The organism is Paraclostridium bifermentans (assembly GCF_019916025.1).
GTDB lineage: Bacteria > Bacillota > Clostridia > Peptostreptococcales > Peptostreptococcaceae > Paraclostridium > Paraclostridium bifermentans.
Window position 1 is genome coordinate 2375513 of the sequence record NZ_CP079737.1, and the last position, 15728, is coordinate 2391240.

A 15728-nucleotide genomic window follows, 5' to 3' on the forward strand; every position below is an offset into this window, starting at 1 on the left:
TACATTTAATTTGTTAACCCATACATAATAAAGCCCTCATATTTATATAAATGAATTAAGGAGGTGATTTTATTTTAGATAAACTTAAATCCTCTATGAAGAATCAATTTAATATATACGAAAACTATAAAGTGTCTGACTATAATTTTGATTTTATGGGGGAGTATATACTTACCAATTCAAAATACTTTTTAAATAAAAAAAGAGTAATTTGGTCTTATGATAATAAAGAGTATGTATTTGCAAAAGAATTAGATAATCTGTCAATTGATTACTTAGAAAAAAACTTGTTATCTTTTACTGATTTTGCTATGAAAAATCTTGTACAGGTCGATGAAAATCACATGTCCACAACCATAACTCTCTTTGTATCTACAAATCATATCGATAAAATTTTAAAATCTAAAATACCCAAGATAAAAAAAAGAAAAAGCTATATGTTAGGACTTAAAGGCTATTCATCACTCAGAATAATTCTTTTTGATAAATCCACAAATGAATTTATTTATAACTGCGATTCTAAAGATGTTATTCATTTTTATAAGGAGGTTTTATTATGAATTCATTAACACTACTTTTAATAAGTGCACTTATTCTTTTTATAGGATATGTATGTTACGGTGGATATTTAGCTAAAAAATGGGGCGTAGATGATACAAGAAAAACACCCGCTCATACTAAATATGATGGTGTTGACTATGTTCCCGCTAAATCGCCAGTATTACTCGGACATCACTTTGCTTCAATTGCTGGTGCTGGCCCTATAGTAGGTCCTATCCAAGCAGCTATATTTGGGTGGATACCAGTTGCCCTTTGGGTATTAATAGGTAGTATTTTCTTTGGTGGTGTTCAAGACTTTGGTTCTTTATTTGCATCTATTAGGCATGAGGGTAAATCTATAGGTGAAATAATAGAATCCAATATGGGTAAAAGGGGTAAAAAACTTTTCGCATTATTTGCTTGGTTAACTCTAGTTTTAGTTGTTGCAGCCTTTGCAAATATAGTAGCTGATAACTTTGTTTCTACCCCACAAGCTGCTAGCGCTTCAATATTTTTTATAGTTTTAGCAATTTTGTTCGGTATAGCAGTTTATAGATTTAAAATGCCTTTAATTCCAGCTTCTGTAGTAGGTGTTTTAATGTTATTTGAATGTATTTACTTAGGTTTTTTATTCCCTATAGCTTTAAGTAAACAAACTTGGATAATATTACTTATGATCTATATTTTCATAGCTTCTGTAACTCCAGTTTGGATATTACTTCAACCTAGAGATTATCTTAACTCTTATCTATTATATGCAATGATAATTGGAGCCCTTTTAGGTATTGTTATATTAAGACCAGAAATACAAATGGATGGATTTATAGGCTTTAATGTCGGAGGCCAATACTTATTCCCTGTACTATTTGTAACCGTTGCTTGCGGAGCTATTTCAGGATTTCATTCACTTGTTGGATCTGGTACATCTTCAAAACAATTGTATAAAGAATCCGATGCTAAAAAAATAGGTTATGGAGCTATGCTTATAGAAGGTCTTCTTGCAATTGTTGCGCTTATAACTGTAGCTTATATTTCTAACAAACAATTCGGAAATTTATTAGGAAACGGTGGGCCTGTCAACGTATTTTCTGAAGGAATTGCTAATTTTATGGCATCATTTGGTGTACCATTTGGCATAGGCAAGACATTTACATCGCTTGCTATATCTGCATTTGCACTTACATCTTTAGATACTGCTACTAGACTTGGTAGATTTATATTCCAAGAGTTTTTCGATACAAATGGATTGAACAACAAAGAAGCTACAAAAGCCAATCCACTTAGCAATATGTATGTTTCTACAACTATAACAGTTGTATGCTCTGGTCTTTTAGCTGTTATGGGATATGAAAAAATATGGCCTATATTCGGATCTGCAAACCAACTTTTAGCAGCAATAGCATTAATGGCTATAGCTATATGGCTTGCTAATTCAAATAAGAGCTTTAAAGAATTTATAATTCCTATAATTTTTATGTTTATAGTTACTATAGTATCATTATGTTTTAATATAAAAGCTAATATAGGGGTCAATTATACACTTGTAATAATAGCAGTTCTTTTACTTGTTTTAGCTATTATATTAATAAAAGAAGCTATTATGTTTATAAAAAAAGAAAAAACTTTAAATAAATAAATAAAAAATAAGCTATCTTAAAAAAGATAGCTTATTTTTTATTTATTTAAATAGTTAAAACTTAAATCTCTATAAAAGTTTGCTTGAGTCAAACTTATATATGGAATTAGCCATAAAAAACCTATTCCAAATGTAAGTGCAGATAAAATAGCCCAGCCTATAAAGCTTAACTCTATAACAAAAAATTTCCATTTATTACCCTTCATCATTTTTATACTTAATCCCATAGCTTCTATAGTACCTAAGTGCTCATGTTCTATTATTATATATGGAGTTAGCATTAAAGCTAGTTCAAGTATAGTTAAAAGTATTAACAGTACCAATATCACCAAAATTCCAAATATAAATCCTGCTCCGAATCCTGATTCTGAAAAAGTAAATACAACTGTTCCACCTAGTGCTATACCTATTATAATAAATGTAGCTACAAATACAATTGCAGATAATATAACTGTATATATTAATGCCTTTATAAATTTACTTTTAGAAACTACAACATCTGAAAAAGAACCATTCCCCATTTTTTCAATAAACATTAAGTAAAAGTTAGGAATTCCTATACTTATAAATACTCCAAATCCAAATGACACTACAAACATTACTAAAGCTAATAACATAGACTCTGATTGTCCTTGCAACATACTTATTATTATAGATGCTACACTATAAGATAGTGTCAATAATACAGGTATCTTCCAATTTCCCTTTAGTTGACTTTTCGATAATTCTTTTAATTGAACTCTATCGATTTTAAACGCCCCCTTATTTTTAATTTGTATGACATTTAAAACTACATACATTATATTATATTAAAAACTTTTTATTTATTGATTAAATTATTAATTTATTGATATATATATTATATAAAAAATTTTTTCGAGGTGATTTTTAATGATAACAATAATTTCCCCCGCAACAACTATGAATTTTGATATAAACACTAATTTCAAGTCTTCTACTCCTTTTTTTGAGTCTGAAGTTAAGTATCTTATATCTATTTTAAAAAAGTTAACTAAAGATGAAGTAAGCGCTCTAATGAATCTAAGCAATGACTTAACTAATTTAAATTTTGATAGATATCAAACATTAGGTACTGAATCTAGCAAATACTTGCAAGCTTTACTTGCTTTTGATGGTCAAGTGTTTAATTGCATTAAAGTAAATGAATTTGATGAGTCAGACTTTGAATTTGCAAATTCTCATTTAAGAATCTTATCCGGTTTGTATGGTGTACTAAAACCTTTAGATATGATACAATCTTATAGACTTGAAATGAAAGCTAAATTAAATAATGAACAAGGAAATGACTTGTATAAATTTTGGAAAGAAAAAATAACTGATTATATTTATAATGAACTTAATAATCAAGAAAATAAAACTTTGCTTAATTTATCATCAAATGAATATTCTAAAGCTATAAATCTTAAAAAATTATCTAAAGATTTTCAAGTTGTAAATGTAGAGTTTAAAGACTTCAAAGAAAGTAGTAATACTTATAAAGTTATAGGTATTTACTCAAAAAAAGCTAGAGGTCACCTAACTAGCTACATAATTAAAAACAAAATAGATTCTATAGAAGGTATTAAAAACTTTAATTACGATGGATATACTTTTAATGCAAATTTATCTGATAGTAATTCAATAATATTTACTAGATAGTAACAATTATTATTTTTAGATTAAAAAGTATTATTTTGGGTATATATCATTTGACTTAAAATTTGGAGGTTTCTGACTATGAAGTATAACTACACACAAGAGTTAAATAATATATTAAATAAAACATATAAAGAAATTATTTTTAGAATAGCTACAAGTAATGAAAACATAGATTTTTCAAAAGAAAATTTAGATAAAACAAAAAAACTACTTTTAAGTGAAAAAGTTTTTATTGGAAGTGATTTAGATAAGTTTATTATAAACTGTATACCATCAGGCCATGAGGGGAACTTATTTAGAGTATCAATATCAAAACATCATGACAGACTTCATCCAAGATTTGAAAACTATAAAGGAGAACCTGTATCTGATTCTAGTTATTCTAAATTTGGACTTTTACTTTGGGAAGAACATATGAACAATTTATTAATATCAGATATTCAATCATTATTTAGCCAAGAAGGATTTGTAAACTTTGTGAATAATGATTTAGATAGTTGTTTGAACGAGTTATCCATTAAGTTAGATAAATATAAAAATAATTCAATAGAAATAGAATTTAAAAACAAAGAAAGCTTATTAAGCACAATTGCTGATATGATCGTTAATGAATCTCTTGATTTTGAATTTGCTCATATATTAGTTGATATGGATAAACTTAGAGATGATATGGCTAAAATGTCTACTACATTTGACGTTTATAATGAATTCGATAAATTAGAAGACGATACTAAGTATTGCATAATAAATTATCCTAAATACAATTATGATGAATTAATTGAAGTATTAACAAAGGATTATGGATTTAAATTATTAAATGAAAATTGTTTATCAAAAAACAAGTAAAACAAAAGGGTAACTATATAATTTTAGAAATAAAATTTTTATAGTTACCTTTTTAATTGATTTATTATCTTTTTATTACACTACCAAAGAAATCTACATCTATATGATCAAACTCTACATCTGTTTTTCCTTCATAAGTAATGTATATACCATCAATCCATTTACCTTTGTAATCTCGTTGAAGTAAACTTTCAACAATTGTGTATGTTGTTACGCTAGCTCCTGTACTTCCTTGAAAAAATGTATTGCTCCACAATTTGTTTTCTTTATCTTCTTTAATATTTATGTAAGCTATATTATTCTCTATTTTAATTAACTCTATTGGAGCATTTTTAAATTGTAATTTTGATACTTCTTTGATAATTATATTTACTTTATCATTCATAGATAAATTATCATCGATTTTGATATCACTTATTATTTTCTTTTCACTTGTATTAGAATCCATACTTATTATTTTAGCATCATAAATTGTTGAGTTTTTTTCCTCATTTTGCTTATCAGTATTTAAATTACTAGATGCTTGTATCTCAGATTTATTATCCCTTTTAACATCAACCTTGTTGTTACATCCGCTTAAAACCAACATACATATAAATATTAAGCAAAAAACTTTTTTTAACTCTTTCATATTTATACCTCCATATTTTACATATAACATCTATTTTAATTATATGAATCAAATATAGAAATATTTTATATATTTTTAGTTGTTTATACTGCTTAATTCATTCGCCAATTCTTCATCTTCTTTAGCCCATAAGAGAGTTCTATCAACTGCTCTCTTCCATCCTTTATATAAAATAGTTCTTTTTCTATCATCCATACTAGGTGTAAATTCCTTGTCTATTTCCCATTTTTCTTTTATTTCTTCTATACTTTTGAAAAATCCTACTGAAAGGCCTGCAAGATATGCAGCCCCTAAAGCTGTAGTTTCTATTATTTTAGGTCTATCAATATTCACATTTAATATATCTGATTGGAATTGCATTAAGAAGTTATTTGCACTTGCTCCTCCATCAACTCTAAGACATTTTAACTGCATTTTAGAATCCTCTTGCATAGCCATTAAAACATCTTTTGTTTGATATGCTATAGATTCTAATGTAGCTCTAACTATGTGCCCTCTTTTTGCTCCTCTTGTCAATCCAAATATAGCTCCTCTAGCATACATATCCCAATAAGGAGCTCCTAATCCTGTAAATGCAGGAACTACATAAACTCCATTAGTATCTTGAACTTGATTTGCATAGTATTCCGATTGTCCTGAATCATATATTAGCCTAAGTTCATCTCTTAACCATTGAATCGATGCTCCTCCAACAAATATACTTCCTTCTAAAGCATAGTTAACTTTTCCATCTACTCCCCACGCTATAGTAGTCAATAATCCTTTTTCTGATTCAACTATCGTATCACCTGTGTTCATTAATAAAAAGCACCCAGTTCCGTAAGTATTTTTAACACTGCCTTGCTCAAAACATGTTTGCCCAAATAATGCAGCTTGTTGATCTCCTGCACAACCTGCTATAGGTATTTGTGCACCAGCTAACATTTCCGAATCTGTGTATCCATAAATTTCACTAGATGGTCTAACTTCAGGCAACATACTCTTTGGTATGTTTAATTCACCTAGAATTTCTTCATCCCATTTCAAATCTTTTATATTGAAAAGCATTGTTCTTGATGCATTTGAATAATCTGTAACATGAACTTTTCCTCTCGTTAAATTCCATATAAGCCATGTATCTACAGTTCCAAATAAAAGTTCTCCATTTTCAGCTTTATCTCTTGCACCTTCTACATTTTCTAAAATCCAATTTATTTTAGTAGCTGAAAAATATGCATCTACCAAAAGTCCTGTTTTTTCTTTTATAGTAGCTTCTAAGCCTTTATCTTTTAACTTATCGCATATGTCTGCTGTTCTTCTACATTGCCATACAATAGCATTATATACAGGTTTTCCCGTATTTTTATCCCATACAATTGTAGTTTCTCTTTGATTTGTTATACCTATTGCTGCAATTTCATCAGGTCTTATAAAAGATGTTTCTAGAACTTCTCTTAGTACACCACTTTGACTTCCCCAAATTTCCATAGGATTATGTTCAACCCAAGAGGCCTTTGGGTATATTTGAGTAAACTCCTTTTGTGCAGTTGAAACTATATTACCATATTTATCAAATAATATTGCCCTTGAACTAGTAGTTCCTTGGTCTAATGCTATTATATATTTCTTTTCCATAATACTTCTCCTTAAGTTACTTTGTTAACATATTGTTCTTTAAGTAAATATTAGCAATAAAACAAGCCTACTACAATAATTTTAAATAAAGTTATTTTTTAAACAACTTATCTGATATATATTTCATATTCACATTTTTTGTAAGTTATAGGGGTTCCATTTGTTTTATCATTATCAAATTGAACAACTTCAATTTTGTGTTTACCCTCTTTTAAATCATTATCACATATAGTTAACGTAACAGAACTTTCTTTCCCTAGCTTTTCAACTGTATTTAACTTTCCATCTATATATATATAACTTACTCTAGAATCATCAAAGTCTTTTGAGCTAAGTCCAACTTGTCCCAACCCTTTTTTTTCATCTCTATATACAGTAGGAATAGAGCCATCTTCTGAATTTGAAACATGAGTAGTAACTATTATACTACCCTTACCTATATCCCCTTCCACTCCAGATGGGATTGTTTTTTCAACTTCAACTCTATTTTCAACAACTTCCTTAGAACATCCAACAATAAATACCATCATTAAACACAATAAAAATAATAATTTTTTCATTACATCCTCCAAAATCTCAATATTATTACTCTTTAGTGTTCCCAATTTTATACAAAAAAAGCATGAATTAATATATTAATTCATGCTTTTAAAAGAATTATTTTAATAAATAATTATTAACGTAGCATTTTATATTGCCTTTTTTGACAATTATGCAAAGAAAATAACTATTTACTAAAGTTTTATTATGCAGCTTCTAATTCTTCATCTTCGTCTTTTTCTTGTCTAGATTTTATAAATTTAAATACATAATGAACTGCCATACCCACTCCAATAGCAAATACTAAGTCAAATACTACTGTAAATGTAAAAGTTATAAGCAGTACTAAAACATCTGATTTACTTGAAGATAATAGTTCCTTAAAATGAGACCATTCTCCCATATTATATGAAACAATAATAAGTATAGCTGCTAAAGTCGTCATTGGTATTAGCTTTGCGAAAGGCATAAGAATAACCATTATAAGTAATAATGTTATAGCATGTACCATTCCTGATATAGGGCTTCTACCTCCATTTTTTACGTTTGCAGCAGTTCTTGCTATAGCTCCAGTTGCAGGAATTCCTCCAAATAAAGAAGATGCTATATTTCCTAACCCTTGTGCTACAAGTTCCATATTTGAATCATGTTTATCATCTATCATATTATCTGAAACTACACAAGAAAGTAGTGATTCTATAGCTCCTAATAGTGCAATTGTAAGTGCTGGATTTATTAAGTTTATAATTGTTTTTACATCCATATGTGGTATTTGTGGCTTAGGTATTGAAGATGATATTTCACTAAATCTAGTACCTATTGTGTCTGTTGGTAAGTTTAATAAATTTACAGCTAATGTAGAAACTATTAGCGCTATTATTGAAGCTGGAACCTTTTTATTTACCTTAGGCCAGTAAATTAAAATTAAAACACAAGATAGACCTATTAGAAATGATGCTATATCAAAAGTAGATATGTTTTGTATATAGCTTTCAACTTTGCCTATAAACTCTGCTGGCACATCCTCTATTTTAAATCCAAAAAAATCTTTTAATTGAGTTGTAAGTAATGTTACTGCTATTCCGCTCGTAAATCCTACTGTAATTGTTTGTGGTACATATTTTATTAAAGATCCAAATCTAAGTAGTCCCATAACTACTAATATAATTCCTGCCATCATTGTAGATGTTATAAGTCCAGTTATTCCATAAGTTTTAACTACTCCATAAACAATTACAACAAATGCTCCTGTAGGTCCTCCTATTTGAACCTTACTACCACCTAGAAGAGAAATTACAAACCCTGCAAATATAGCAGTTATAAGACCTTTCTCTGGTGATACTCCTGAAGATATAGCTAATGCTATCGAAAGTGGTAAAGCTATTATAGCAACTATTATACCTGCTATTATATCTTTTCCAACTTGATCTTTAGTAAGCTCATTATCTTTCATCATTTTAAATAACTTTGGTGACACGAAAACACTTCCTTCCAAAACTAAATATTGCAACATTTAATATATTAATCCTATTTTTTGATAAAGTCCATACATAATTTTTAAAATTTGTGTTAAAAACAAAAAAGATACTCCGCAATCGAAGTATCTTTCATATTCCTTAAATTTCGTTCAGTTTTTGAAGTAATTCTTCTAAATCTATATCATGTATATATGCAGCTTGTTCTAAAGTTTCCATTTGTGCTGAAGGACATCCTAAACATCCCATTTCATAAGACATTAAAACATTTACTGAATTTGGTTTTTTATTAATTAAATCTCCTATTAAGGTATTTTTATCTATTTTCATTTTAAATTCTCCTTTAATAATAGTTCGTATTTTTCTAATTTTATTACATCTTAATATTATAATATTTTTAAACTTTTTTCCGTAACATACGTTACATTTTTAATTTTTTTGTTAATAATTAAAAGCATGAAAATCTTTATTATGGTAAAATTTTATTTTACATTAAAATTTTACATTCCCATTTATTTTCTTTTTAATGTTTTTATGATAAAATATGTTATATATTTATGCTTGCTTGAATATAAATTTAATTGTGAAACTTGTACATACTATAAATATATTTTAAATTTCAAGCATAACTTGTTATCATAATTTAAATTTGAAATAATCTAGGAGGATTAATATGAGCTTAAAAGACAAATTCGCATCATCATACGCTAGATCTAAAACAATGTCTGGCCCTGAAAAAAAAGCTAATGAAATAATGGGGAAATTATTACTTAAAAAGAGTATTATTCCTATGATCATAATGTTAGTTGTTTGGATGACAGGTATATACTTTAAAGTTAATGGTTGGGTATTATTCGGAATCGTACTTGTTATCGCTGTTGGTACTTATTTTTACATCAAAAAACAAGGTGACAAATATCAAAACTTCAAACCTTTTGTTGGAAATTTAATAAGCCTTGAGAAAAAGGGTAAAAAAGAGTATGTAGCTATAATAAAACAAGGTAAAAGAGTTGATAAGCTACAAATAAAATATGGTGGCGAAGAGTTAGAAAAAGTTAAAAAGAACCAATTAGTTCAAATAAGTTATAATAAAGATGAAAAAATTGCAATCGTTGTAACTAAATAATTTTTCAAAGGAAAAGCTTCTACTAAATTAATGTAGAAGCTTTTTTATATTACTCTTTTAATACATACTTTTTATATATTTTAAGCGCATTCGCAAGTTGATCTGGGCAAGATGATTCTCTATTTTTGCATGGAATTTTTTCAAATGCTTCTATAATTTCATCAATATTCTTTCCTTCAATCAAATTTTTAATTCCTATTAAATTCCCTGCACAACCCCCTTCAAATATTACATCTTTTAACATGTCTCCTTCTATGTCTAATAAAATTGATTTTGAACAAACACCACTAGTATAATATCTATACATACACATCACCTTATTTTAATATTTTATACATATTTATTTATAAACATTATAATTTATGAGGATTTTAAATATTTTTTTATAATTTATATTTTATATATATCAATTAGTAGTTATAATTATAATAATAGCTATATTTGCTCTGAATATATTAGATAGATTGTGTATATAATCTATTAGATTATCTTTTAGGATGTGATACTTATGAGTGATGTGTTAAAAGAAAACAAACTAAACTTATTTAATAATTTATTTAAATTTTTATTTCTTATGTTTTGGGTTATGTTTTGGTTTATAGGAATAATCCTTACAGATTATAAATTTAATAAAATAGCAATATACTTTTTTATTGCATATAGTTCAGTTTGTATAATATATATTATTAGTTATGTAATTTATATGAAAGCTTCAAATAATTTTGAAAAAAAGATAGAAATTTTTTATAAAATTTCAACGCTTTTATCATTTATTTTCTCCACATTAAGTTACTATATATTCCCTATTAGTATTATGTGGTTTTTAATTAAGCTATCATTATTATTTACATATATGTATATTTCTATATTAAAAGTTTATAAATACAAACTTGAAGAAGGCGTTGTTGGTATACTAGCATCTGCTTTAATGCTATTTATGTTTCTTAGATACTAAAATTATTAGTTTTTTGAAATATTAGACATATTTAGTATTTTTTGATATTATTTATCTTAGTAGTAAAATACTATTAATAATCAAATAAAAAGGAGTTATTATAATGGAAAGAACAGTTTTAGCCACTATCGGTGAAAAAGAAATAACTAATATTGATATCGAGAATGCTTTAAAAAGCTTAGACCCATACCAAGCTATGCAATTTAATACAGAAGAAGGTAAAAAAAGATTACTAGAAGATTTAGTAAATCAAGAGTTATTCTACCTTGAAGCTAAAGACGAAAATTTACATAATGACGAAAATTTCAAAGCTGAAATGAAAAGAATAGAAGAAAATATGTTAAAACAATATTCTATAAATAAAGTTTTAGCATCTGTTAAATTAACTGATGAAGAAATAGCTAACTTCTATGAAGCTAACAAAACTAAATTTGTTAAGCCTGAAACAGCATCTGCTAAACACATATTAGTTGATACTGAAGAATTAGCTAATGACTTATTAAACAAAATAAATAGTAATGAAATATCATTCGAAGAAGCAGCTAGAGAGCATTCTTCTTGCCCATCTAAAGATGCTGATGGAGATTTAGGTACTTTCCCTAGAGGACAAATGGTTCCTGAGTTCGAAGAAGCTGTATTTAATATGAATAGAGGCGACGTACAAGGTCCAGTTAAAACTCAATTCGGATATCACTTAATAAAAGTAGAAGATAGACACGAAGGTGGTCAATCTGAACTTGATGAAGTTAAGGAAGAAATAGCTAAAAGCTTAATGTACCAAAAACAAAATGAAGTTTACTCTTCAAAAATAAATGACTTAAAAACTAAGTATAATAATTTAGTAAAATTAAACGACTAATAAAAAAAGATAACTAATGGCTAAACATTAGTTATCTTTTTTATGATTTTATCTTTTTATAGCAATATTCAATTATATCTCTTCTTTTAATTATCCCAATAAAAATATTTTGGTCATCTATAACTGGCACAAAGTTTTGGTTCATAGATTTAGATATCAAATCTTCTATATTTGCATTTATAGATACAGGTTTATTGTCCATTCTTCTTTTTACATCACATACATATACATCTTCTATGGCTTTTAATTCTAAATTCAAATCATTCTTTAGATACCATAGTAAGTCCCCCTCTGTAATAGTTCCTACATACGCACCTTCACGATTTATAATAGGTATAGCAGAATATCTATGATACTCCATCTTCTCTAATGCCTGTCTCATTGTATAGTCATCATATATATATGCTACTTCACTTTTGGGTGTTATAAAAAATAGTATATTCAAATACTACACCTCCTATTAAGTAGTATAAACTAAAAAATACATCTATCCATATTTTATCATATATTTAATAAGATTTGAATAAATTAGATTTTATTTCTAATTAAAAAATTTGCTTTGCTTGCTCGGATTTTTAATGTTTTAATAATAAAAAAGCTATTTTTATTTAAATAAAAATAGCTTTTTATTATTAATAATTAACTTTTATTAAATGGAACTTTATTGCTTTATCACTCCAACCTAAATCCCAAGGCACTAATAATCTATCAGTGTTGTGACATGTTACAAGTGGATATCCTTTAGAATCTACTCCAGTAACAGTGGATACATGTGTTATTCTTCCATTTTTTTCATAAGCAACTATATCGCCAGGAGTCATGCTATATGCTAGCTTGTACACTTCTTCGTACGAACCTTTTCCTATTAATGATCCTCTTCCACTATATACCAAATAATTTTTAAATCCTTGGGCATTTACCCAAGCTTTGGTCCCTTCTGTTCCTTCGTAATTCCATGTTCCATTTTTCTTGAATCTTCCACTTTCAAACATAATTTGAGATGCATAGTTTGCACAATCTCCTCCATCGGGATTGAAATCTTTATATTTTGAGTTAAATTTCATTCCATGCTCTTCATCTGCGGCAGCTCCACAATATTTATGTGCATAGTCAATTGCTTTAATCTGTTCAGTGGTTAAGTTTGCATCCTTCTTTTCTTGAGCCAATATATAATTTCTAATATCATCTGATTTTATGTTATCTAGATGAAGAGAATCTGCAAATGGGTCAGTATACCATTCTTTTGTAATTATATATTCATTATCTACAATTCTCATATTAAGATAATGATATGTTCCTATCCTAAACATATTTTTCATATCTGGTTGATTCTCATAAGAATAATTGTATTCAGTAGATACAGAACATATAATTCCATATAAATTTTCCTCTTTTTCTTTTACTTTACTAATTTTAACTCTAGTTTTTATATCATTAAATTTAACACCTTGCTTATATGACCAGTTTTCTAAATATTTCATTTTAGTCACTTCTTGTTCATATGCCCATAATCCAAATTTATGATTTACATCATATAATTTTTTCAAAACATCATCATTTTTAGTCAATATAGCCTCATTTCTATGATCAAACAAATTTTCAAGTAAAAGTTGAAATTGTTCTTTTTCTGGATCTTTATTAGCTTTTACAATTTCATTTCCTCTTATAAATGCATTCAACTTTAGTTCATTTTTATTGTTTAAAATAATTGTAGTAATAATACAAATTCCTGCTAATACTAATATTCTCCTTAGTTTTTTGCCTTTTGTATTTTTTATGTTCAAGTTTGTTCCTCCTATCAAATAATAGACTTTATCTTAAGAATATAGAGTATTTCAAAGCTAACATAATATTTTATATAGTTTTTACATTTTTTTAGCCAAATATAATTAAATTTATGGTATAATTGTCTAACATTAAATTAAAGGAAAGAGGTGCTCAGTTGCTAACAAAAATGAAACTGTCTAAAGTAAATAATGTTCTTACTAATAATATATATGCAAATTTTCGTTTTTTAAGTGAGGAAAATTTTGGTGATGTCTCAAAACTCTACGAAGAAGTGAGTAATTCTATGGATAATAAAAATTGGTTAAAAAGTAGAGATCATGCCGGATTAAAAAAAACCGTCGATAATGGTGGTTTTATAATTGGTTGTTATGTAGGTTTAGATCTTATTGCTTGTGCTCTTTGTGATGTCCCTAGCATAAAGGATTTAGAACTTTTATCTTCTTTAGGAGTTTCTGTTGAAGACTTTAAAAGCACTTATATATCAGGTTTTGTTATGGTTCATCCTATGTACAGAGGAAATTCGCTTCAAAGTAAATTACTTGATTTAAGAATAGATATAGCTAAATCTCAACGTAAAAAATATATATTAACAGTAGCTGCTGTAGATAATATTCACAGCATAAACAATATTTTAAATAAAGGATTTGAATTCAAAACTCAACAAGAAAATGAATATGGAATTTTAAGAAACATATTCTTAAAAGATTTATTCCCTTGTGATGAAAATGAAAATTTCATAGATAACAACATTATGACTGATGTAATATAAAAGAGACCTTTGAAATAAAGGTCTCTTTTTCCACGTTGTAAGGTTCTTATATGTCTTTGTACTTCATAGTATATATTATTCATAATTGTTAATTTTGCTACACTTTAATTTAAAAGATAAGTAACACTTATTATTTATTTTTATAATATATTATTAAGTTAGTTTATACTTTTCAAGGGGGTATTTTATGAATATTAATGATAAGGCAAAAGATTTAGCATTGTGCATAAGAAATACTAGTGAGTTTAAAACTATGAATAAAGCAAAGAAAGATCTTGATAGAAATTCAACTTTAAGAAAACAATTTGATGAATATGTAAAAAAGAAAAACCTTATATATTCTAGATATAAGATAGAGGATGCATCAAAAAAAATAAGTCAATTAAATAGAGATTATGATAAATTTTTTAATCATCCTCTAGTTTCTAATTATATGAATGCAAATAGAAATTTTAATACGATGATGGAAAACTTATATAAACAAATAGAATCTGAATTAACTAAATAAAAAAATAAAAGAGACGATTACGTCTCTTTTATTTTTCAAAGTGTTGATAGTCTTTTAAATTAGACCATTCTCCACCCCATGTCCACCCTCTTTTAGTAAAGGCATTATAGCATGCATCACCCTTTTTTATCATTCCCTTAATATTTTCATTTCTTTCTATGTAATCTTGACCTTTCTTAGGGCTTACAACTCCATTTTTGACCATAGGATTAATAAGAGGATTTATATCTATAGCTAATCCTTTTGAATGGTTTGATAATACTTTTGATCCGTCTACAACCCTATAACAAAACGAAGATGTATTATTATTGGACATAGATAATTCATCATCTGCACCATAATTATCAATTATACTTACTTTTTCTATAGGATACTTATTTTCATAAAGTTCTTTAAATATATCTATAACTTCTTTCGATACCTTTTTACTAACTACCATATCTCCTATGTGTGGCTTATTATCAAATCCATAATATGTTATTTTTAAATAATCCAAAGAATCTTTATCAACAGAATCTTTATCAGGAATAGAGTTCCCAATCATCTTTCCATATATATTATCTGGAATATTTTGAACTTCAAATAAAGGTTTAAATTCTTCTTTCTCTATTTTTTTAGTTACTTTTTCCTCATTAGATTCTTTCTTTTCATTAAATGTATTACACCCAATACATGCTAAAATCACGCAACTAATTGTAGCTACGTATAAAATTTTTTTTAAAAACATTATAACTTTTCCTTTCTTTACTTAAAATTAACTATACATATATACTATTATTTTA

The 15728-nt window shown here is 27.0% G+C and carries 19 protein-coding genes; 9 read left to right on the forward strand and 10 right to left on the reverse strand.

The genetic code is table 11. From position 1 onward, the window contains the following. Positions 1–95: 95 nt before the first annotated feature. Together KXZ80_RS11405 and KXZ80_RS11410 are read left to right on the forward strand one after the other, a co-directional pair. Positions 96–560, forward strand: coding sequence for a hypothetical protein (locus KXZ80_RS11405; protein WP_021433592.1), 465 nt, complete (start codon positions 96–98; stop codon positions 558–560). Further along, positions 557–2176 carry a carbon starvation CstA family protein gene (locus KXZ80_RS11410; RefSeq protein ID WP_021433593.1) on the forward strand — a complete coding sequence of 540 codons (1620 nt, stop codon included), beginning with the start codon at positions 557–559 and terminating at the stop codon, positions 2174–2176. The genes KXZ80_RS11405 and KXZ80_RS11410 overlap by 4 nt, the downstream gene beginning before the upstream one ends. A 38-nt stretch (positions 2177–2214) precedes the next feature. Here KXZ80_RS11410 and KXZ80_RS11415 read toward each other — a convergent pair whose 3' ends face one another. Beyond that, a complete protein-coding gene (locus tag KXZ80_RS11415) occupies positions 2215–2976 on the reverse strand; it encodes a DUF975 family protein (RefSeq protein WP_021433594.1) in 762 nt (253 codons plus the stop codon). 91 nt (positions 2977–3067) lie between these two features. On the opposite strand from KXZ80_RS11415, the gene yaaA reads away from it, so the two are divergent. Further along, complete coding sequence (yaaA, locus tag KXZ80_RS11420; protein ID WP_021433595.1) at positions 3068–3835, forward strand: peroxide stress protein YaaA; 768 nt, start codon at positions 3068–3070, stop codon at positions 3833–3835. Between the two features lie 78 nt (positions 3836–3913). Beyond that, complete coding sequence (locus tag KXZ80_RS11425; RefSeq protein WP_021433596.1) at positions 3914–4681, forward strand: hypothetical protein; 768 nt, start codon at positions 3914–3916, stop codon at positions 4679–4681. 64 nt (positions 4682–4745) lie between these two features. Here the strand turns inward: KXZ80_RS11425 and KXZ80_RS11430 are convergent, their stop codons facing one another. The 5 genes from KXZ80_RS11430 to KXZ80_RS11450 form a co-directional block, all read right to left on the reverse strand. Beyond that, entirely contained in the window at positions 4746–5312 is a 567-nt protein-coding gene (locus tag KXZ80_RS11430) for a hypothetical protein (protein ID WP_021433597.1), read from the reverse strand. Positions 5313–5387: 75 nt separating this feature from the next. Next, positions 5388–6926: a glycerol kinase GlpK gene (gene glpK / locus KXZ80_RS11435; RefSeq protein WP_021433598.1), complete on the reverse strand. Its 1539-nt coding sequence runs from the start codon at positions 6924–6926 to the stop codon at positions 5388–5390. Between the two features lie 107 nt (positions 6927–7033). Next, positions 7034–7486, reverse strand: coding sequence for a hypothetical protein (locus KXZ80_RS11440; RefSeq protein ID WP_021433599.1), 453 nt, complete (start codon positions 7484–7486; stop codon positions 7034–7036). A 185-nt stretch (positions 7487–7671) separates the two neighbouring features. Next, positions 7672–8943, reverse strand: a complete 1272-nt coding sequence (locus tag KXZ80_RS11445) for a SulP family inorganic anion transporter (protein ID WP_021433600.1) — start codon at positions 8941–8943, stop codon at positions 7672–7674. 139 nt (positions 8944–9082) lie between these two features. Next, entirely contained in the window at positions 9083–9271 is a 189-nt protein-coding gene (locus KXZ80_RS11450) for a DUF1858 domain-containing protein (protein ID WP_021433601.1), read from the reverse strand. 343 nt (positions 9272–9614) lie between these two features. Between KXZ80_RS11450 and KXZ80_RS11455 the strand changes: the two genes are divergently transcribed. Then, positions 9615–10067, forward strand: coding sequence for a hypothetical protein (locus KXZ80_RS11455; protein ID WP_021433602.1), 453 nt, complete (start codon positions 9615–9617; stop codon positions 10065–10067). Positions 10068–10116: 49 nt separating this feature from the next. Here KXZ80_RS11455 and KXZ80_RS11460 read toward each other — a convergent pair whose 3' ends face one another. After that, positions 10117–10374: a TIGR03905 family TSCPD domain-containing protein gene (locus tag KXZ80_RS11460; RefSeq protein ID WP_021429622.1), complete on the reverse strand. Its 258-nt coding sequence runs from the start codon at positions 10372–10374 to the stop codon at positions 10117–10119. 201 nt (positions 10375–10575) lie between these two features. On the opposite strand from KXZ80_RS11460, the gene KXZ80_RS11465 reads away from it, so the two are divergent. Next, entirely contained in the window at positions 10576–11022 is a 447-nt protein-coding gene (locus KXZ80_RS11465) for a hypothetical protein (protein ID WP_021433603.1), read from the forward strand. Positions 11023–11125: 103 nt separating this feature from the next. Continuing rightward, positions 11126–11881 carry a peptidylprolyl isomerase gene (locus tag KXZ80_RS11470; protein WP_021433604.1) on the forward strand — a complete coding sequence of 252 codons (756 nt, stop codon included), beginning with the start codon at positions 11126–11128 and terminating at the stop codon, positions 11879–11881. A gap of 40 nt (positions 11882–11921) precedes the next feature. On the opposite strand, the gene KXZ80_RS11475 is transcribed toward KXZ80_RS11470, so the two are convergent. Both KXZ80_RS11475 and KXZ80_RS11480 read right to left on the reverse strand, forming a co-directional pair. Continuing rightward, on the reverse strand, positions 11922–12326 hold the full coding sequence (locus KXZ80_RS11475; RefSeq protein WP_021429554.1) for a CBS domain-containing protein: 405 nt from the start codon (positions 12324–12326) through the stop codon (positions 11922–11924). A gap of 187 nt (positions 12327–12513) precedes the next feature. Then, positions 12514–13659, reverse strand: a complete 1146-nt coding sequence (locus KXZ80_RS11480) for an amidase domain-containing protein (protein ID WP_038285747.1) — start codon at positions 13657–13659, stop codon at positions 12514–12516. Positions 13660–13823: 164 nt separating this feature from the next. Between KXZ80_RS11480 and KXZ80_RS11485 the strand changes: the two genes are divergently transcribed. Then, positions 13824–14438: a GNAT family protein gene (locus KXZ80_RS11485; protein WP_038285323.1), complete on the forward strand. Its 615-nt coding sequence runs from the start codon at positions 13824–13826 to the stop codon at positions 14436–14438. Between the two features lie 187 nt (positions 14439–14625). Then, positions 14626–14946, forward strand: coding sequence for a YlbF family regulator (locus KXZ80_RS11490; RefSeq protein ID WP_021433607.1), 321 nt, complete (start codon positions 14626–14628; stop codon positions 14944–14946). 28 nt (positions 14947–14974) lie between these two features. Here the strand turns inward: KXZ80_RS11490 and KXZ80_RS11495 are convergent, their stop codons facing one another. Further along, the gene (locus KXZ80_RS11495; RefSeq protein WP_021433608.1) at positions 14975–15673 is read right to left on the reverse strand and encodes a M15 family metallopeptidase; all 699 of its coding nucleotides are present in this window, start codon (positions 15671–15673) and stop codon (positions 14975–14977) included. Positions 15674–15728: the final 55 nt, after the last annotated feature.